A 19,017-nucleotide genomic window follows, 5' to 3' on the forward strand; every position below is an offset into this window, starting at 1 on the left:
GGCTTGCCGGGACAGTGGTCCGCCGGAGGGCGCCGCCGATGGACCGGGCCGGGAGCCGCGGGCCCTCGACCAACGGTCGAGCTAAGAGCTAACAGACGCGCGGCCGGGGCACGTCCCGGGCCCGGCGCGAGAGGACGAGGCGAGAGCATGACGGTATCGCACAAGCCGGCCTCCGGGCAGACCACGGCGCGCGTGCTCCTCGCCAGCCTGATCGGCACCACCGTCGAGTTCTACGACTTCTACATCTACGCCACCGCCGCGAGCCTGGTCTTCGGGCCGCTGTTCTTCCCTGCCACGCTGCAATCGGCCGAGCTGATCAGCGCCTATGCGAGCTTCGGCCTCGCCTTCGTGGCACGGCCGATCGGCGGCGCGGTGTTCGGGCATTTCGGCGACCGGGTCGGGCGCAAGGCGACGCTCGTCGCCTCGCTCCTGCTGATGGGACTCTCGACCTCGGCGATCGGCCTTCTGCCGACCTATGCGCTCGCCGGCTGGCTCGCGCCCGCCCTGCTCTGCCTCCTGCGCTTCGGGCAGGGCCTGGCGCTCGGCGGCGAGTGGAGCGGGGCGGCCCTGCTGGCGCTCGAGAACGCACCGCCGGGCTGGCGGGCGCGCTACGCGATGTTCGCGCCGCTCGGCGCACCGCTGGGCTTCTTCGTCGCCAACGGGCTGTTCCTGGTCCTCACCCTGGCCCTGACGCCGGAGCAATTCGCCGAGTGGGGCTGGCGGGTGCCGTTCCTGCTCAGCGTGCCGCTGGTCTGGCTCGGGCTGTGGGTGCGCACCCATCTCGCCGAGACCGAGGAATTCGCCGCCTCGCTGAAGGAGGCGAAGCCCCCGCGCGCGCCGCTCGTCGAGCTGATGCGCCTCCATGCCGGCCAGGTGGTCGCCGGGATCTTCGGGGTCGTGGCCTGCTTCTCGCTGTTCTGGACCGCGACCGCCTTCGCGCTCGGCTACGGCACGACCACGCTCGGGCACTCCCGGGCCTCGTTCCTCCTCGTCGAACTCGGCGCGATCCTGTTCATGGCCGCCGCGATCGTGACCGCGAGCTGGCTGTCCGACCGGGTCGACCCGACCCGCGTCCTCATCGTCGGCTGCGCAGGCACCATCGTCGCCGGTATCCTGCTGGCGCCGATGCTCGGCAGCGGATCGCTCGTCACCACCTTCGTGTTCCTCGCCTTCGCCCTCTGGGTGATGGGCTTCGTCAACGGGCCGCTCGGGGCCTGGCTGCCGAGCCTGTTTCCGCCGCGGGTGCGCTACTCGGGCACCTCGGTGGCCTTCAACGTCGGCGGCATCGTCGGCGGCGCGTTCTCGCCGATGATCGCGCAAGGTCTCGCCGAGCGCAGCGGCCTGACCGCGGTCGGCTTCTACCTCGCGCTGACCGGGGGGGTCAGCCTGATCGCCTTCGACGTGAGCGCCCGCCGGCGCGCCCTCGGGGCGCTTGCCCGAAGCGAGCGGCGCTATCGCGCCCTGTTCGAGCAGGCCCACGTCGCGCTCTGCGAGATCGACCTGTCCGCCGTGCAGGAGGCGGTGACGGCGTCGAGCGGCGCGCAAGGTCCCGGGTCCATCCCCCGCGAAGCCGTCGCGCGCCGCGATGCCTCGCCGGGCGTGACCCTGGTCGACGCGAACGAGGCGACGGTGCAGCTCCTCGGCGGCGCCTCGCGGGAGGCGGTGCTCGGCGCGATGACCCGCTTCCTGCCGCCGGGCAGCGACCTCCTCGCCATGCTCCTCGCGCGGCTCGGCCAGGGCGGCGGCCGGTTCGAGATGCAGGGGAAGCTCCTGCGCGCCGACGGCCGCGAGGTCACCGCGATCCTCGTCATGGCGCTGCCCGACGACGATTCGGGCTACGATCGGGTCGCTTGCGCGATGATCGACGTGACCGAGCGCGAGCGCGCCAAGGAGGCGCTGCTCGCCGCGCAGAGCGAACTCGCCCGGGCCGGCCGGGTCGCGACGGTGGGGGCGATCTCGGCCTCGATCGCCCACGAGGTCAACCAGCCGATCGGCGCCATGGTGATGAGCGCCGAGGCCTGCCTGCGCTGGCTGCGGCGCGAGACGCCCGACCTCGCGGCCGCCGAGCGCGCGGCCGAGCGGGCGGTGCGCGACGGCCTGCGGGCGAGCCAGATCGTCCAGCGGACCCGCGAGCAGCTCCGGCGCGACCGGCGCGCTCCTGAGATCGTCGACCTGCGCGACGTCCTCGCCGAAGCGGCCAACCTCCTCGACCGCGAGATCTCCGCCGCCTCGGCGAGCCTGCGCATGCGCGTCTCGGTGCCCGAGGCCCGGATCCTCGCCGACCGGGTCGAGCTGCAGCAGGTCGTCGTCAACCTTGTGATGAACGGCCTGCACGCGATGCGGACGGTGCCGGAGGCCCGGCGTCGGCTCGATATCGCGCTCTGCGCACCCACGCCGGATCGGGTCCGGCTGACGGTGAGCGATTGCGGCACCGGCATCGCGCCCGACCAGCTGCCGAAGCTCTTCAGCCCGTTCTTCACCACCAAGCGCGACGGGATGGGCATCGGCCTGTCGATCTGCAAGGCGATCGTCGAGGCCCATGGCGGGACGCTCGGAGGCCAGAACAACGAGGGCGTGGGCGCGACCTTCGCGGTCGAGCTGCCCCTGCACGAGGAGGCGGCCCGCGCCGCGGCGGCCGAGCCAGCCACCGCGGACGCCTGACACTCTTTCTGTTTGATCTGTTCGGAAAAGGCAGAGCGCGTCTCCCCCCTCTTCCGTGTGGGCTACCGGATTCACACTCCTCCTCCGGGAGCTAACCCTCCGCGAATGTGTGCGCTTTCCCCTCCCCCTTGTGGGGAGGGGTTAGGGGTGGGGGTGGTGCCGGAGAAAGCTCGCGCTCAACGCGGCACCACCCCCACCTCCAACTCCTCCCCACAAGGGGGAGGAGAGGCGCGCTACTTTGAAAGTGGATGAGCGCTCAAAGCGAGATGTGTGAACATGCTAGCCCGTGTGGGAGAGGGGATCCCGCGCCTATCATCTTTCGGAACAGATCAATCGGACTTCCTATGACAGCGTGCTCAGCGCGCCGGCACGGCCGCGAACAGAGCATTCAGCCCTTCCGCGGTCGTCGGATGGGCCAGGATCGCGTCGCGCAAAGCGGTGTAGGAGAGCCCTGCCAGCATCGCGACCTGCACTGCCGCCATGACCTCGCCGGCGTCGGCGCCGAGCATCGCGAAGCCGAGGATGCGGTCGTCCGGCCCGATCACCGCCTTCATGAATCCGTCGGTCTGGCCCGTGGTGCGGGTGCGCAGGACCGCCCGCATCGGCAGCCTGGCGACCCGGATCTCCGCGCCGCCCGCCCGTGCCTCCGTCTCGCTCGCGCCGACGCGGGCGAGCGGCGGGTCGGTGAACAGGCAGTAGGGCATCTGGCGACCGGCGGTGGAGCGCCCGCCGCCCTTGAGCGCGTCGCGCACCACCCGGTAATCGTCGGCCGAGGCGTGGGTGAAGGCCGGGCTGCCGGCGCATTCGCCGATCGCCCAGATGCCCGGCACCGTCGTGGCGAGGCGGTCGTCAACGCGGATCGTGCCGCGCTCCGTCACCGCGACGCCGGCGAGATCGAGCCCGATCCCGTCGGTGTTGGGCGTGCGCCCCGCCGCGACCAGGATGTGGCTGCCCGCCACCACGGCCTCGCCCTCGCTTGAGCGCACCACGACCTCGACGGCTTCACCCGAGCGGCCGCGCACGCCCACCACCGCGGTGCCGGTCCACAGCGCGATCCCCTCGGCGTCGAGAAGCCGTGCCAGCTCGTCGGCCACGTCCGGGTCCTCGCGGCCGGCGATCCGGTCGCCGCGCTCGATCACCGTGACGGCACTGCCGAACCGGCGATAGGCCTGCGCCAGCTCGAGGCCGACATAGCCGCCGCCCAGCACGATCAGGTGGTCGGGCAGCGCATCGAGTTCGAGCGCCTCGATGTTGGTCAGCGGCTCGGCCTCGCGCAGGCCCGGAACGTCCGGAAGCGCGGGACGCGTGCCGAGGTTCAGCACGATGGTGTCGGCAGTGAGCACCCGCTCCCCGCCCGCGTTCAACGCGACCGCGACCGTCTTCGGGCCCGTGAACCGCGCGCTGCCCATGACCAGCTCGGCGCCGCTGTCGCGGTACTTGTCGAGGTGCATCTCGACGAGGCCGGCCACCATCGCCCGCTTGCGCTCGACCACGCGGCGCATGTCGACCCGGACCGGGCCGGTCTCGACGCCGTAGCGGCCCGCGTTCCGGGCGAGATGGGCGATCTCGGCGCTCCAGATCTCGTTCTTGCTCGGCAGGCAGTTGGTGTTGGGGCAGGATCCGCCGATCCAGCGGCGCTCGACCACCGCGACCCGCTGCCCCGCCTTCGCCAGGTCCCAGGCCAGGAACTTGCCGCCCTCGCCGCTGCCGATCACCACGGCGTCGTATCGCTCGCTCATCGCGTGTCCTCCTCGAAGCGGCTTGTCGTGGGGCGGACCTTCCGCGGTTCGCCCCGGGTGGGTCTCAGACCGGGATCGGGTTGGCGACGAGGCCTGCGTTGAAGGCGTCGATCATCGCGTGCTCCTTGGCGCCGGGATTGTCGCGCACGGGGCGCACCGCTTCGACCACGACCTCCTCGACCTCGGTGCCGAGCCCGGCCATGGTCTCGGCGATGAAGGCGTCGAGGGGCATGGCGCGGGGATCGCCGCTCTTCTTGATCAGGTCGGTATCGACCCAGGGCGGCGCGATCTCCTGGACGGTGACGCGGGTGTTGCGCAGCATGAAGCGCTGCGAGAGCGTGTAGGCGTGCAGAGCCGCCTTGCTGGCCGAGTAGACCGCCGTGCTCGCCAGCGGCAGGAAGGCGAGGATCGAGGTGTTGTTGACGATCGTCGCCCGCGGCTGCGCCTTCAGGTGCTCGATCAACGCGGAGGTCATCCGGATCGGCCCGAGCAGGTTGGTGGTCAGGGTCGCCTGGGCGACCGCATCGTCGATGATTCCGGAGGCGTCGTCGAACGGCATGATGCCGGCATTGTTGAACAGCACGTTGAGCGCCGGGAACTCGGCCACGACTCGGGCGGCGGCCGTCTTGATCGCCTCCGGATCATTGATGTCGAGGGCGATCGAGGCCATCCCGGGATTGGCCCGTGTTACCTCGTCGAGGAGCGCTTGGCGGCGACCCGCGACGATCACCTGGTTGCCGAGCCGGTGAAAGGCCTCGGCGAAGCCGCGGCCGATACCGGAAGTACCGCCGGTGATGAGGATGGTGTTGCCGGTGAGCTGCATCGTTTCGTCTCCAAGGGCACGGGGCGGAAGGGTCTGGGCTGGACGACCGGAGGCGCGCCGCTCCGGGCGGCTCCCGCCGGATGAGGGGATCGGTCGTGTGGCAGGTTCGAGTAAGGCCGGCCCCGAGGATCGATGCCTCGGGGCCGGCGACGAGGATCAGCTTACCGGTTCGCCCCGGCCGCGATATCGACGGCTGGTCTGAGCGCGATCACACCTTGCGCATGCGTGATCATACGAAGGTGTCAGGCGACGATTCGCACGCGCTGATTGACGCTAGGATAGTTCTTGTCTTGTTCGGCTCGGTCCCGGCGGGCGCGGAACGCGGTGTCACCACGATGAGCAAGGATCGTCCACCGGAACGGGTCGAATAGCTTGACCGTCGCCTTGAGCCGGGCCGGTGCGTTGACTATGCCGGTGGGGCGAGGGAGCAGCGAGGCTCGCGAGGACCCGGCGATGACGGTGGCAGGCAACATCCGAAGCCCGGGCGCGAGCCCGCCCGCCGCGACGGCGACGGCCCCGCTCGTGGTCATCGTCGAGGACGACGAGGGGATTCGCGAGGGTCTCCAGGACCTGCTGCGATCGGTCGGCCTCGACGCGATCGCCTTCGGATCGACGACCGACCTGCTCGCGGCGAGCCTGCCGGACAGGCCGGGCTGCCTCGTCCTCGATGTCCGGTTGCCCGGCACGAGCGGGCTCGACCTGCAAGCGAAGCTCGCCGCGGCGGGCAGCCGCCTGCCGATCATCTTCATGACCGGCCACGGCGATATCCCGATGAGCGTCCGGGCGATGAAGGCGGGGGCGCTCGATTTCCTGACGAAACCCTTTCGCGATCAGGACATGCTCGATGCGATCGCACTGGCGATCGAGCGGGACCGGGCCCGGCGGACCGAGAGCGCGGGCGCGGCCGAACTCACGCGCCTCGCCGCGACCCTGACCGCCCGCGAGGCCGAGGTGATGCAGCACGTCGTCCAGGGACTGCTCAACAAGCAGATCGCCCACGCCCTCGGCATCAGCGAGATCACGGTGAAGATTCACCGCGGCAACGTCATGCGGAAGATGCAGGCGGGCTCGGTCGCCGACCTCGTGCGCAAGGCCGAGGCGCTGAAGGCCTCGGAGGGCTGACGGTCCTGGCCGCATTCCTCTCCCGGCGGTTTCGTCGATTGACGACGCCAAAGCGGCACGGGCGGCCGGGGACGATCCGGTCGCACCACACCATCGTATGATTCCGTCCGACCGGCGCCTGGCCCATCTCGGGCGGGGGCGAGCATCCCCACGGGACATCGGAAGGGACACCCCTTGTCGGTCGGAAAGGCAACGGTTGCGGTCGTCGACGACGACGAGGGGGTACTGGACGCAACATCCGGCTTCCTCGAGTCGCTGGGCTACGCGGCCGTGGCGTTCAGTTCGGGTGCGGCGTTCCTGGCGTCCGACGCGTTCCTGGGCGCCGAGGCGTCGGGCCGCCTCGCGGGGCAACTGGCTTGCCTCCTCACGGACGTGGACATGCCGGGCATCAACGGCCTGGAACTGCAGGAGCGCGTGCGGCGGACCCGGCCCGAGCTGCCGATCATCATGATGACGGGGTTCTACGACGATGCGATCCGCCGGCGCGCCCTGGCCGGCGGGGCGCGGGACCTCCTACGCAAGCCCCTCGCCGCCGACGCGCTGATCCGCTGCCTCGAGAATACCGTCCGGTCCTGACCGCGGCCCTTCCGTGGGATGCACCGCAACGCCGCGCGGACGCACCGGCCGGAGGCTGCGAGCCTTCGGTAGGCGAGCCCGCGCGGCTCGAACCCGCTCCTGGGCGTCGGCTCTCGCGACGTCCCTCGGGCGGGTCCACCGGACCAATGTCCGGCGGACCCGTCTCCTCGTTTCACTCCGGGATCAGGGCGTCGGCGGGCCCGCCGGCATGGCTGCCCGGGTAGCGGTAGGCCGGGTCCGTCGCCCGGCGCGCCGCCGGAACGGGCGTGCCTGCCGGCACCAGCGCGTCGGCCGGCCCGCCCGCATGGGTGCCGGAATAGCGATAGGCCGGATCGACCGGGCGATGCACCACCGGAGCCGGTGCTCCTTCGGGGATGAGCGCGCCGGCGGGCCCCCCGGAATGCTGGCCCGAGTACCGGTAAGCGGACGGGGCGTCTTGCGCGGCCGCGCCACCGGTGGAGGCCGAGAGGACCAGCGCGCAGAGCAGGTACCGTGTCATCATGGTCTCTTCCTCGTCTCGATCGATGAACCATCGTCTCCGCTCGGAGACGAGATCAATCTAGCCGAGGCCGTACAGCGCAGCAGTCAGATCAACGTCTGCCGACATCGTGACGAGAGGTGATAGTCTCATACCGCAGTATAGGTCCGCGGGGTGGCGTCAGTGGTGAGGGCAACATGACGGGCGGCCGGGGCAAACCTCCGTATGATTTCATGCCTCACGGCCAAGATGCATGGTCCGGATCATGGATGCGCCGTCCCGGGTTGGGATTGATCGAGGAGGTAGCGATGGGGATGATGGTGCCGATGCCGGCCGGCGGCGATGCTCTCACCCGTGCCGAGGCCGCCCGCAGTGCGATGTCCCGGCTCCTCGCCGTCGCCGGGCACGATCTCAAGCAGCCGCTTCAGGTCGCCCTTATGGCCATTGAGCGCGCTGTCTCCGACGGCGTCGCGCCGCGCGCCGCCGCGCGGCTTGGTCTGGCCAGCGATGCCCTGGTACGCCTCGGCCGCGAGCTCGACGACATCGCCCGCACGTCACAGGTCGGCGGTGCGCCACCGCGCCTCGGCCCCGTGCCACTCGGCCCCCTCCTCGCCGCGGTCGCGGCCGAATGGCAACCCTATGCCGAGGCGGTCGGGGTCCGGCTGCACTTGCGCGGCTCGGACCTGTGGGCGGAGAGCGAGGCCGCAATGCTCTCGACGATCCTGCGCAACCTCGTCGGCAACGCCGTCAAGTATGCAGGCCGGAGCGGACGGGTCGTCATCGGGTGCCGACGGCGGGGAGGACGGATCGCGATCGAGGTCCACGACGACGGGCCCGGCATTCCGCCGGAGCGCCTCGCCGGCATCTTCGATGCCTTCGATCGGGCCGGCCGCCGCGACGGAGCCGGGCTCGGCCTCGGCCTCCACATCGTGCGCCAGACCGCTCAGGCCCTCGGCCATCCGATCAGCGTACAATCCCGTTGCGGCCGAGGATCGGTCTTCGGCGTGATCGTGGAGCGGTCCGGCGCCCCGGCACCGAAGGCAGGCAAGTCACGCGGATGAGGCGGCCCCGATGGTGCGGGACGGCTCATCCTGCCGAGCAAGCGGCATATCCTCGATCGATCTCATATTTTTTCATGGATCCACCAAATAAATGCATGCATGCCTCACATGCTAAACGACAATGATATATAGGAAAAAGGCTTGTATTACAGACATTTACCATGCATTGCGGCTGGCTTAATTTCGGAGATGCACAGATGGTGTGCCGCCTGACCTTCGCGTCGACCGCCCGTGCCACGATCGCGGCAGCGCCTTCGCGCGAAAGACGCACCTGATCGATGTACGTGGTCGATCATTTCGGCCGCATCGATCCCGCCCTCTGCCTCGCCGCCCTCGGCCTGCTCCCGAGCCGCCCGGCGGAGGCGCCCATCCTCGGCGGCGAGGAAAGGGTCTGGCTGACGAGCCGCCTCGACGTCGGTCGCCGGGCCGGCGAGGCCGGACAATCGCAAGCGCACGGCCTCGTCGCGGTGTTCAAGATCGTCTGGGGCCTGCGGGCGGACCGCAGCGGCGAGCGCATCTGGAGCACGGCGCTGCCCCTCGGGCTGACCTCGGTGAGCTTCGCCCTGACGCTGCCGACCGGCTCTCTCCGGGTCACGCTGGTGCTCCTGTCGCTGGTCCTGCTCGGCAACGACGCCATCAAGGGGCCCTTCTTCGCCCTGGCGACCGAGACCTTTTCGTCGGCCCAGGCGGCGGGCATTGCGGCGATCAATACCCTGGCGCAACTCGGAACCGGCGCGATCACCTCGCTGATCGGCGTTTTGCGCGAGCAGACGGGCAGCTTCCTGGTCGCCCTCCTGCCGCTCTGCCTCCTCACCGGTGCCGGCTGCGGCCTGGTCTTCTGGGTCGGCCGCCGCCGTGCCCGGTCGGGCGGCGCCGGCTCCGCCACGTCCGTCGCGCGGGCGTGACGCCGTTCGACCGGCGCTTCAAGTGTGGAGCTTGCGACCCGCACGGGCGCCCTGTACGCCTCCGCGGCATCGGCCGTCGCCGCCGGGCCGAATGCCGGCCCGGCGGGGCTCCCGTCGGCGGACACGACCGCCGACCGGCCGGAAGGACGGGCCATCGATGACGGAAATTCCTGGACTGAACACGCTGGCTGCCGTCGGTGCAGCCCTCGTCTTCATCAACGCCGGAGGCTGCAGGATGGCGAGAGCGGACGAGGGTGACATCGCGGGTCGTGTCGCACCGACGGGGACGCTGCGGGCCGCGATCAATTACGGCAACATCGTCCTCGCCCAGAAGGGGCCGGACGGGGAGCCGGCCGGGATCTCGGCCGATCTGGCGCGCGAGCTCGGCCGCCGGCTGAAAGTTCCGGTATCGTTCACGACCTACGACACGGCCGGCAAGGTCGTCGATGCGCTGGACGGCCCGCAGACCTGGGACGTGGCCTTCCTCGCCATCGATCCGAAGCGGGCCCAGACGATCGGTTTCACCCCGCCCTACGTGATCATCGAGGGGGCCTACATGGTCCCGAAGGAATCCGCGCTCACGCGGAACGATGAGGTCGACCGGCCCGGAACGCGGATCGCGGTCGGCCGGAACACGGCCTACGACCTGTATCTCGCGCGCGCCCTCACGTCGGCCGAGCGCGTCTTCGCTCCGACCTCGCAGGCCGCCCTGGACCTGTTCCTCCGGGATCGCCTGGACGTGGTCGCCTCCGTTAGGCAGCCGCTGGAGGTCTACGCGCGCGATCACGCGGATGTGCGCGTCCTCCCCGGGCGGTTCATGGTGATCGAGCAGGCCATGGCGGCCCCGAGGGGACGCGACGAGGCCCTGGCCTATCTGAGCCGCTTCATCGAAGAGATGAAAGCGTCGGGCTTCGTGGCGGCCGCCCTCGCCCGCAGCGGCCAGCACGATGCCGCCGTCGCGCCGAAATCGGACGTTCCGTAGCGGCCGATCGCGCTCGGGACCACACGACCCGCGGCGTACGGCCGGCGCGGGCCGTTCGCGTGTGCGGCAAGAATTCTTGCAATGCCAATCATATTATCTACAAATGATACGGTTTCCACTTGATTAGACCAGCCTGAGTTTTGTCTTGGCGGTTTTGGGCAGCCAGCGGAAGCTTGTGCGTGAGCGGATGACGTCGGGCTGGTCGCTCAAGGTCACGCAGCGCTGCTCGACCGCGCGTTCGAGCTCGTCCAGGTTGGCGATGTGCCGATTGACCACCGGCTCATCGACCAGCGGCCACAACGTCTCGGCCGGCTGCAGTTCGGGCGTGTAGGGCGGTGTGCACCCGATAGCATGATCAAGCCTCGCGCCTCGGAAGACGTGGAGAAGCTTGGAATGCCGTTGGGTCGGCATCCGCAACGCGGGATCGGCGGCGAGCGGTACTCTCAGGTCCTGCGCTCGTCGAGGAGCAGGCGCATCGCGTCGAGCGCCACCCCGTAGCCACTCGGACCGAGGCCGGCGATGACGGCCGTGGCGGCTCGCGAGACGAGTGAGCGGTGGTAGATCTCCTCGCGTCGATGGATGTTCGAGATGTGCAACTCGATTTTCGGGCCGTCGAACATCTTGAGCGAGTCGAGCAACGCGATCGAGGTGAAGCTGTAGCCGGCCGGGTTGATGATGATCCCGGCGGCGCGTTTGCGGGCCTCGTGCACGCTCTCGATGAGCACGCCTTCGAGGTTGGTCTGGCGGAACTCGACGGCGAGACCCTGCGTCGCGGCCCGCGCGCGGCACGCCGTCTCGATCTCGGCGAGCGTCGTCTGGCCATAGATCGCCGGCTCGCGCTCGCCGAGCAGGTTGAGGTTCGGCCCATTCAGCACGAAGATGATCGGCTCGCCCATGATAATTCCCTCCCCCGCAGCGTCCTTGCGGGTCAGTGATGCGCCAGGATCTCGCCGAGGAAGGTGCGCGCCCGCGGGTGCTGCGGGCTGCGGAAGAAGGCGTCGGGGGCGGCCTCCTCCAGGATCGCGCCGTCGGCCATGAAGATCACCCGGTCGGCGACCTGGCGGGCGAAACCCATCTCGTGGGTGACGCACACCATCGTCATGCCGTCGCGGGCGAGCCCGATCATGGTGTCGAGCACCTCCTTGACCATTTCCGGGTCGAGGGCCGAGGTCGGCTCGTCGAACAGCATGACCTTGGGCTCCATGCAGAGCGCCCGGGCGATCGCCACGCGCTGCTGCTGGCCGCCCGAAAGCTGCGCCGGGTACTTGCCCGCCTGCTCGCCGATGCGCACCCGCTCCAGGTAGCGGCGCGCGATCGCCTCGGCCTCGGCCTTCTTCGTGCCGCGCACCCGCATCGGCGCCAGGGTGCAGTTCTCCAGCACGGTCATGTGCGGAAAGAGGTTGAAGCTCTGGAACACCATTCCGACCTCGCGGCGCACCGCGTCGACGGCTCGCGCCGAATCGTCGAGGGCGATGCCGTCGACCACGATCCGCCCCTTCTGGATCGTCTCGAGATGGTTGATGCAGCGGATCAGCGTCGACTTGCCCGAGCCGGAAGGCCCGCACAGGACGATCTTCTCGCCCCGGCGGACCTCCAGGGTCACACCCTTGAGGGCGTGGAAGTCACCGTACCACTTGTCCACGCCGTGCATCGCGATGAGGGGGCCGGTCGCCGGGTTCGGTGACACGCTCATGTCCTCGCGCTCAGCTGGCGGTGAAGGGGACGCCCTCGATGCGCTCGGGCATCGGCGGCTGCTCGGCCTTCATCCACTTGTCGGTGATCTTCTTCAACTCGCCATTCGCCTTGATCTTGTCGATGAAGGTGTTGATGAACGCATTCATCTCCTTCTCGCCGAGCCGCGTGCAGGCACCGTTGTAGATGCTCGTGAAGGTGAGCTTCTGCTCGAACACGCCGGGCTTCGCCTCGTCGAGGCGGCGGATGTAGAAGATGTTGCCGCCGACCGCCTGCGCCTGGCCGGAGACCACGGCCTGGATCGAGGCGGCGTCGCCATCGAGCCGCAGGATGTTGGTGCCGGGCGGCGCGTTGCGCGTCACCTCGGTGTCCTGGGCCGCGCCGCGGGCCACCGCGATGGTGAGCCTGCCCATGTCGGCGTTCGACTTCACCGTGACCGTCTTGGGTGCGAGCAGCACGATCTGGTTGGCGACGTAGGGCTTCGAGAACTGCACCGCCTTGGCGCGGTCGGGGAACATCGCCATCGTGGCGAACAGCACGTCGCAGCGGCCCGAAGTCAGGGCCGGGATGCGGTTCGCCACTTCGAGCGGCATGAACTGGACCGCCACGCCGAGTTCCTTGCCGAAGAGCTCGCCGATATCGGCGTCGATGCCCTCCTGCTTGCCCGTGCTGTTGACGAAGCCCCAGGGCGGGTTGTCGCCCTGGATGCCGATGATGACGCGGCCCCGCTTCTTGATCTGATCGGGCGTGACGGCGAAGGCCCGGCCGGTCATCAGCGCCGGCAGGGCGAGCGCGGCGCCTGCTCCCGCGACGAGGCTGCGACGGCTGATGCTGTGGCGTTCCATGATGTCCTCCCCTTCTTGGTGTTCGAGATCCCGGCTGGAGCGCTTCACGATCGCGGTGCGATCGCGAAGCTCTCCAAGTCTTTGTTCGGGCGCATTTTCTTCGACGAACCGGTGTCCACTTCGTCGGAAAAGGCTCTAGCGCGAGGGCGCTGCGAGGCGCCGCTCCATCCAGGAGCCGTAGAGCGACAAGGGCCAGCAGAGCGCGAAGTACATCGCCCCGACGATGCCGAAGACGAGCAGCGGCTTGAAGATCTGGTTCGAGACCATGTTGCCGGCCCGCGCGAGCTCGGTGAAGCCAACGATCGAGGCGAGCGAGGTGCCCTTGATGAGCTGGACCAGGAACCCGATCGTCGCCGGCAGGGAGACGCGCAGGGCCTGCGGCAGGATCACGTCCTTCATCCGCGAGACGTAGCCGAGGCTGAGCGCCCGGGCCGCCTCCGTCTGCCCGCGCGGCACGGCCTCGATCCCGCCGCGCCAGATGTCGCCGAGATAGGCGCTGGCATGCAGCGTGAAGCCGAGAGCCACCGCCTCCCAGGGGGCGAGGTCGAGCCCGACGAGGGCGAGGCCGAAATAGACCACAAAGAGCTGCATCAGCAGCGGCGTGCCCTGGAACAGGCTGACATAGGCCGCCGTCGCGCGCTCCAGCATCGGTCTCCCTGAGGTCCGGGCGAGCGCGACCGCGAGGCCGGCCACGCCGCCGCCAAGGAAGCCGATCGCCGAGAGCGCGATCGTCCACTTCATGCCCTCACACAGGAACAGGAATTCGGGCCAGCCCATCGTCGTGCCCTACTTCACGGGGTAGCTGAAGTACCGGCGCGAGACGAGCCCGAAGGCGCGCATCATCAGCCAGGACATGAGGAAGTACAGGATCGTGATCGTGCCGTAGACCTCGAAGCTGCGGAACGATTCGTTCTCGATCAGCTTGGCGACCGAGGTGAGCTCGTAGGCGGCGATCGCCGAGGCGATGCTGGTGGTCAGGGTCAGCATGACGAACTGGCCGGTCAGCGAGGGATAGACGGCGCGGAGCGCCGGGCGCAGGACGATGAAGCGGAAGACGTCGCTCTTGTGCAGTCCGAGGGCGAAGCCGGCCTCGACCTGGCCCTTGTGGATCGACTGCACGCCGCCGCGGATGATCTCGATCGCATAGGCGCCGCCGTTCAGCCCGAGCGCGATGATCGCGGTTGGCGTCGGCGCGAGACGGATGCCGATGAGCGGCAGGGCGAAGAACACGAAGTAGATCTGGACCAGGAACGGTGTGTTCCGGATCAGCTCGACGAAGGCGATCACGGCCCAGCGCAGCGGGCGCAGGGGCGACTCGCGCAGCATGACGCCGACGACGCCGATCACAAGGGCGATCGCCATTCCGGAGATCGCGAGGACCAGCGTGCCGACGCAGCCCTTCAGGAGGTCGGGCAGGCCCGCGACGACCGGCCCGAAATCGAGCGTGTAGTTCACCTGGTCGCTTCCCCCGGTGCGGCGCGATCGGTAGAGCCTCGCCGCGTATCGAAGCATCCTGGCTGTTTCCAGCCGGTGCTCCTATAATCGAATGATTATGCGATCATCCAATGATAGGCAATGCCTCATACGTTGCGCTGCGCGTTTCGTGGTGCCAAAGAGATCGCCATGGTTGCTTCCTCAGACATCGCTGTCGGCGCTGCCGGCGAGACGGTCGGCGACGTCGTCCACGCCCGGATCCGGTCCGACATCCTGTTCGGCCAGCTCGCGCCCGGCGAGCGGCTGCGGCTCGACGAGGCGAGCCGGCGCTACGGCGTCAGTATCGGCACGATGCGCGAGCTCCTGAACCGCCTCGCCTCCGAGGGGCTGGTCGTGGCGGAGGCGCAGCGCGGCTTCGAGGTCGCGCCGGCCTCGGCGACCGAGTTCCGGGAGATCGCGGCCTTGCGCCTGCTCCTCGAGGGTCACGCGCTCGCCCTCTCCTTCGCGGCGGGCGACCTCGACTGGGAGGCGCGGGTCGTGGCCGCCCACCACAAGCTCGCGGTCACCGAGCACCGCATGCTCGCGGGGACCGACGCCGATCCGACCCTGGTCCGGCAATGCGACCGCGCCTTCCACCAGGCGCTGACCTCGGCCTGCGGCTCGCGGGTGCTGGCGGAGACCCTCGGTTCCATCCACGACCGCTACCTGCGCTACCTGTCGCTGGCGGCCATCTTCCGCGGCGACCGGTCGATCCAGGAGCACGCCGACCTGCTCGCCTGCGCGCTGGCCCGCGACGCCGAGGGGGCGGCCCGGATCCTGAAGGTCCACATCGACAGCTGCCTGGACTACGCCCTGGCCGACGGACCGCCGGCCTGGGCGTGCGGGCTCACCATGCCTGACCACGCCCCTCCGGCACGGGATGTCGCCGTGCGCCCGAAATCCGTCCGGGCGACGCGACGCCGTTGACCGCCGCGAAGGCGGCCGTCGATCAGGTCTCGGACGAGTCCTCGTTCTGCATGACTGCTTCGGATGTTGCGCCACGATAGGCCGCCTCGCCCGACGGCCATGTGGCGGCGGATGCCGAGTGTCCCGCAGGCGAACCGAACGCCCGGGAGGCGCACCGAGCCGAACGGTCACGGAACGTCGCCGGCCGTGGACACTGGACGCCTCAGCGCTCGGTCGCGAGTTCGGGCGAGAGACGATTGACGACACTGTAGTTCACCGCGGTCCAGAATTCAGACTCGTCGGGATCGGTGAACTCGATCTCCGCCGCCTCGATGGCAGCGTGGTCGGCGCTGACGAGGTAGTCCTCGACGTCGTTCAGCGAGGCGAAGGACAGGACCGAGATGCCGTCGATCTTCGAGCCCTCCGGGTCCTCCTGCGTCGAGCCGAACGGATGCAGCTGGGCGTAGCGCCGGACGTACTCCGCCGTCGCCGCCTTGCCGGCTACGAGGTCGGCATGCTCCGTGAGCCAGCGTGCCTGGAACGCCTCGCGCGAGAGTCCCGCCCGGCGGCGATGGATCTTCACCAGGCTGACCGGGTCGCGATGGCGTGCGCTCGGGATGACGATGTATTCGCGTGCGACCTCGCGGGTAACCATCCGGAATGCGGTGCGCTCGTCCGCGATGATGCGTTTCGCATACTGCTCCTGTCCGAGCACCGCCCCGATGTCCTCCTCGGAGCCGTAGGCGATGTAGGCAAACCCGTCCCAGGCCGGGCGCCGGTAGGTCGGGACGCGGCCGGCCGGATCGTCCACCAGCCTGCCGTCCGCATCGATCAGCGCCCGGTAGGGCGGCCTGAACGCCGATGAGGGGCCCGAGGCGATCCGGTGCACCTGGTCGTAGCGTAACACCTTGTCGTTCCGGGCACCCGGTTCCTCGTAGGCGAATTTCGGCCCGTGCACCTTGCGCCAATACTCGTCCCAGTGCTCGAAGGCACGGTTCTGGTCCGGCTCCAGGGCGATCGCGCCCGGGTGCCGGTCCGGATGGGCGACCTCCCGGCCCGCACGGTCGACGCCGGAGCCGATATCGTGCGGGCGCTCGTCCTCGGGCGTCGCGTCGGTGCGCGAGACGAAGGTCGGCGTCACGATCAGCGGCCTGGTGGTCGAGCCGACGACTCGCCCGTGCGGCGGGCGCTGCAGCAGGTCCGAGCGGGCAAGGTCGGGCGCGACGGTCTGGATGGTCATGCGGGCTCCTTCGAGGAGGACGAGGGATTCGACGAGGATGGGTTCACGGGATGACGCGGGAGGCCCTGAGGCGTTCGAACAGGTCGAAGAAGGAATCGTCGGTCGCCTGGTAGTCGAGGAAGCCGAGGCGGCGGCTCTTTCCCATGTCGGTCACCACCTCGATGGGCCGGCCGAGGTCCGCGTCCGTGTGCCAAGCCGAAGCGAGGCGGCCGAGGTCGGGTTCGACCAGCCCGTGCCGGGCCGCGATCTCGGCCCAGAGCGGAGCATCGTCGGCCATCTGCGCCTGCAGCGGCCGGACCGTGCCGTCGAAGGGCGCGGGCTCCAGGCCGAACCAGGCCGCGATGCGGCCCCACATCCAGTTCCAGCGAAAGACGTCGCCATTGACGACATTGAACGCCTCGTCGCGCGCGGCCGGCGTCCTGGCGGCCCAGGCGAGATGGCGGGCGAGCTGCCGCGCATCCGTCATGTCGGTCAGACCGTTCCACTGCGCGGGCGAGCCGGGGAAGCGGAACGGGCGTCCGGTTTCGCGGCAGAGCGTGGCGTAGACCGCGAGTGTCACGCCCATGTTCATCGCGTTGCCCAGGGCGTAGCCGATGACGGTGTGCGGCCGGTGCACGCTCCAGCCAAAGCCGTCCCGCCCGGCGGCGGCGAAGACCTCGTCCTCCTGGGCGTAGTAGAAGTTCTCGATGTCGAGCCGTCCCTGCTCCTCCCGGAACGGCGTCGCGGGCAGGTTGCCCTTCCCGTAGGCTTCGAACGGCCCGAGATAGTGCTTCAGGCCGGTGACCAGCGCGACGTGGCGCACGCTGCCTGCCGGCCGCAAGCCGTCGAGAAGGTTGCGGACCATCGCGGCGTTGACCCGGATGTTCTCGGCTTCGGTCTCCTGGCGCAGCCAGGTGGTGATGAAGACGTGCGTCGGCGCTCGTGCGGCGAGTGCCTGCCGCAGGCTCCCGGGGTCGAGCAGGTCGGCCGTGACGGGTTCGACGCCGGCAAGGTCGGCGGGCGGACGCCGCGCGAGGCCTTGTACCGTCCAGCCCCCCCTGACGAGGTGCCGGGCCAGGTTGTTGCCGACGATGCCGCTCACGCCAGCGATCAGTGCCGTTCCGCTCATGATGCTCTCCGAACTGGTTCGCTCGGAGCTAGCCACGCTCACGGCCTGCCGCTAGACGGCACCGTTTGGGGCCATAGGCACCATGAGGTAACCACCATGAAGCCGGGCAGCGCGGACGAGGACTGGCGCGAGGATTGTGCGCCACGACGGGTGTTGGAGCTGTTCGCGACCAAGTGGACGAGCATGGTCCTGCACACGCTGCATGCGCGCCACGGTGGCCAGGCGCGGACGGGCGTGCTCCACCGGAGCCTGCCCGGCATCTCGAAGAAGATGCTCACCCAGACCCTGCGCGAGATGGAGAGCAGCGGTCTCCTGACCCGGCACGTGGCCGGCACGGTTCCGCCGGCGGTCGAGTACCGTCTCACTGCGCTCGGGACCCGCTTCGTCGAGCCGGTCGAGCTTCTCTACGCCTGGGGTCGAGCGAACGCGGACGCGCTCGACGGCCTTGAAGCCCGGCCGACATCCCGCCGGCAGGCATGACGGCATATCACCACGCGCCGACCAACTGCGGCCATTCGCGCGAATTGATCGGTCCGGCAGCCCCAATTTTCTGAGGTCCGGGTGAAGGGCAGGGTGCGAGATGCTGGCCGGGACCGAATGCCTTTGGGCAAGCGAGGCCGATGGGAGGGCGGCCGAGCCGAGCCGGACCAACACGGCGATGCAGCCGAAGGCCACGTCGAACCGGCGGCAGAGGACAATAGCAGGCTCCAGCGGCTCGGCGCGGGGCGGCAGATGCACCTATCCGATAGCCTCGTGCCCTGACAAAGGCCATCGCAGCCAGTGAGGTTGACAGCAACTCCCCGGTACAGCCTGCCCGTCACCGGCGCGCCGTAAGATCTTCTCTCCCCACCGGGCGACCGCTCCGACCTGGCGATGGCGGCAAGGCACGTCCTTGATTCGGCGATGAGGAGGAAGACCCAGGGCGTAGGCGGCGAACAGCGAGCCCGTCAGAAAGGTGGTCGGAGAGCCGAGGGCACCCCAGAGCCCGCCCGCCATGACGTCCGCTGCCAGCAACCCAGCCCAGGCGGCAGGTCGAAGTTGCCGAAGGCGGGCCCTCAGAGGCCCGAGGTGATCGTGCCTGCGACGATCACCTCGGATAGGCCTTTCAAGCCCATGTGCAGGCCTCGTCGCGCCATACCTATACCGGAGGCCGCGACGTGAAGCGAAGGTCGGCTCAGGTCGGCCGGCACAAGCAGGACGAGGCCGACACGCAGCAGCATCGCCCGTCCCCTCTGATCTGAGAGCACGCCGGCGTGTAGCGGAAGCGCTTCCTCGAAGCTTACGGGCATTAGCCTACCGCAGATTGCACGGTCCAGGATAAGGTAAACGAATGCGAGAGGGGACGATGGCCTTGACGTACCGAAACGGTACCGCGCCATTACCACGCCCTACCCCAGGGTGATCTT

20 protein-coding genes are annotated in these 19,017 nt (G+C 69.4%); 8 read left to right on the plus strand and 12 right to left on the minus strand.

Annotated elements, in window-relative coordinates:
• The first annotated feature begins 147 nt into the window (after positions 1–147).
• Positions 148–2,661 carry an MFS transporter gene (locus ACS5PV_RS23380; protein ID WP_455397736.1) on the plus strand — a complete coding sequence of 838 codons (2,514 nt, stop codon included), beginning with the start codon at positions 148–150 and terminating at the stop codon, positions 2,659–2,661.
• Between the two features lie 356 nt (positions 2,662–3,017).
• Here ACS5PV_RS23380 and ACS5PV_RS23385 read toward each other — a convergent pair whose 3' ends face one another.
• Together ACS5PV_RS23385 and ACS5PV_RS23390 are read right to left on the minus strand one after the other, a co-directional pair.
• Complete coding sequence (locus ACS5PV_RS23385) at positions 3,018–4,400, minus strand: mercuric reductase (RefSeq protein ID WP_455397737.1); 1,383 nt, start codon at positions 4,398–4,400, stop codon at positions 3,018–3,020.
• Between the two features lie 64 nt (positions 4,401–4,464).
• Positions 4,465–5,223 carry an SDR family oxidoreductase gene (locus ACS5PV_RS23390; RefSeq protein ID WP_455397738.1) on the minus strand — a complete coding sequence of 253 codons (759 nt, stop codon included), beginning with the start codon at positions 5,221–5,223 and terminating at the stop codon, positions 4,465–4,467.
• Positions 5,224–5,676: 453 nt separating this feature from the next.
• Between ACS5PV_RS23390 and ACS5PV_RS23395 the strand changes: the two genes are divergently transcribed.
• The gene (locus ACS5PV_RS23395) at positions 5,677–6,345 is read left to right on the plus strand and encodes a response regulator transcription factor (protein ID WP_455397739.1); all 669 of its coding nucleotides are present in this window, start codon (positions 5,677–5,679) and stop codon (positions 6,343–6,345) included.
• A 174-nt stretch (positions 6,346–6,519) separates the two neighbouring features.
• Positions 6,520–6,921 carry a response regulator transcription factor gene (locus tag ACS5PV_RS23400; RefSeq protein ID WP_455397740.1) on the plus strand — a complete coding sequence of 134 codons (402 nt, stop codon included), beginning with the start codon at positions 6,520–6,522 and terminating at the stop codon, positions 6,919–6,921.
• A 172-nt stretch (positions 6,922–7,093) separates the two neighbouring features.
• Here the strand turns inward: ACS5PV_RS23400 and ACS5PV_RS23405 are convergent, their stop codons facing one another.
• Positions 7,094–7,423, minus strand: a complete 330-nt coding sequence (locus tag ACS5PV_RS23405) for a hypothetical protein (protein ID WP_455397741.1) — start codon at positions 7,421–7,423, stop codon at positions 7,094–7,096.
• A gap of 284 nt (positions 7,424–7,707) precedes the next feature.
• Here ACS5PV_RS23405 and ACS5PV_RS23410 point away from each other — a divergent pair, with 284 nt between their 5' ends.
• The 3 genes from ACS5PV_RS23410 (at position 7,708) to ACS5PV_RS23420 (ending at position 10,347) form a co-directional block, all read left to right on the plus strand.
• A complete protein-coding gene (locus ACS5PV_RS23410; RefSeq protein ID WP_455397742.1) occupies positions 7,708–8,460 on the plus strand; it encodes a sensor histidine kinase in 753 nt (250 codons plus the stop codon).
• 278 nt (positions 8,461–8,738) lie between these two features.
• Positions 8,739–9,365, plus strand: coding sequence for a hypothetical protein (locus ACS5PV_RS23415; protein WP_455397743.1), 627 nt, complete (start codon positions 8,739–8,741; stop codon positions 9,363–9,365).
• A gap of 157 nt (positions 9,366–9,522) precedes the next feature.
• Positions 9,523–10,347: an ABC transporter substrate-binding protein gene (locus tag ACS5PV_RS23420; protein WP_455397744.1), complete on the plus strand. Its 825-nt coding sequence runs from the start codon at positions 9,523–9,525 to the stop codon at positions 10,345–10,347.
• A 123-nt stretch (positions 10,348–10,470) separates the two neighbouring features.
• Here the strand turns inward: ACS5PV_RS23420 and ACS5PV_RS23425 are convergent, their stop codons facing one another.
• The 6 genes from ACS5PV_RS23425 to ACS5PV_RS23450 all read right to left on the minus strand — a co-directional run bounded on the left by ACS5PV_RS23425 (position 10,471) and on the right by ACS5PV_RS23450 (position 14,339).
• Positions 10,471–10,758, minus strand: a complete 288-nt coding sequence (locus tag ACS5PV_RS23425; protein WP_455397745.1) for a hypothetical protein — start codon at positions 10,756–10,758, stop codon at positions 10,471–10,473.
• A 32-nt stretch (positions 10,759–10,790) separates the two neighbouring features.
• On the minus strand, positions 10,791–11,243 hold the full coding sequence (locus ACS5PV_RS23430) for a type II 3-dehydroquinate dehydratase (RefSeq protein ID WP_455397746.1): 453 nt from the start codon (positions 11,241–11,243) through the stop codon (positions 10,791–10,793).
• A 32-nt stretch (positions 11,244–11,275) separates the two neighbouring features.
• Positions 11,276–12,040, minus strand: a complete 765-nt coding sequence (locus tag ACS5PV_RS23435; protein ID WP_455397747.1) for an amino acid ABC transporter ATP-binding protein — start codon at positions 12,038–12,040, stop codon at positions 11,276–11,278.
• Between the two features lie 10 nt (positions 12,041–12,050).
• Positions 12,051–12,884 (minus strand): transporter substrate-binding domain-containing protein, encoded by an 834-nt coding sequence (locus ACS5PV_RS23440; protein WP_455397748.1) that lies wholly within the window; start codon positions 12,882–12,884, stop codon positions 12,051–12,053.
• Positions 12,885–13,019: 135 nt separating this feature from the next.
• Entirely contained in the window at positions 13,020–13,661 is a 642-nt protein-coding gene (locus ACS5PV_RS23445; protein WP_455397749.1) for an amino acid ABC transporter permease, read from the minus strand.
• Positions 13,662–13,670: 9 nt separating this feature from the next.
• Positions 13,671–14,339, minus strand: a complete 669-nt coding sequence (locus tag ACS5PV_RS23450) for an amino acid ABC transporter permease (protein ID WP_455397750.1) — start codon at positions 14,337–14,339, stop codon at positions 13,671–13,673.
• A 168-nt stretch (positions 14,340–14,507) separates the two neighbouring features.
• Between ACS5PV_RS23450 and ACS5PV_RS23455 the strand changes: the two genes are divergently transcribed.
• Positions 14,508–15,284, plus strand: coding sequence for a GntR family transcriptional regulator (locus tag ACS5PV_RS23455; protein WP_455397751.1), 777 nt, complete (start codon positions 14,508–14,510; stop codon positions 15,282–15,284).
• A 202-nt stretch (positions 15,285–15,486) separates the two neighbouring features.
• Here the strand turns inward: ACS5PV_RS23455 and ACS5PV_RS23460 are convergent, their stop codons facing one another.
• Together ACS5PV_RS23460 and ACS5PV_RS23465 are read right to left on the minus strand one after the other, a co-directional pair.
• Positions 15,487–16,503: an EthD domain-containing protein gene (locus ACS5PV_RS23460; RefSeq protein ID WP_455397752.1), complete on the minus strand. Its 1,017-nt coding sequence runs from the start codon at positions 16,501–16,503 to the stop codon at positions 15,487–15,489.
• A 43-nt stretch (positions 16,504–16,546) separates the two neighbouring features.
• Positions 16,547–17,611 (minus strand): SDR family oxidoreductase, encoded by a 1,065-nt coding sequence (locus ACS5PV_RS23465; protein WP_455397753.1) that lies wholly within the window; start codon positions 17,609–17,611, stop codon positions 16,547–16,549.
• A 96-nt stretch (positions 17,612–17,707) separates the two neighbouring features.
• Between ACS5PV_RS23465 and ACS5PV_RS23470 the strand changes: the two genes are divergently transcribed.
• Positions 17,708–18,091 carry a winged helix-turn-helix transcriptional regulator gene (locus tag ACS5PV_RS23470; RefSeq protein ID WP_455397754.1) on the plus strand — a complete coding sequence of 128 codons (384 nt, stop codon included), beginning with the start codon at positions 17,708–17,710 and terminating at the stop codon, positions 18,089–18,091.
• 575 nt (positions 18,092–18,666) lie between these two features.
• Here ACS5PV_RS23470 and ACS5PV_RS23475 read toward each other — a convergent pair.
• Positions 18,667–18,831 (minus strand): hypothetical protein, encoded by a 165-nt coding sequence (locus tag ACS5PV_RS23475; protein ID WP_455397755.1) that lies wholly within the window; start codon positions 18,829–18,831, stop codon positions 18,667–18,669.
• Between the last annotated feature and the right edge of the window lie 186 nt (positions 18,832–19,017).

The sequence above is a fragment of the Methylobacterium sp. Gmos1 genome, from assembly GCF_053764715.1.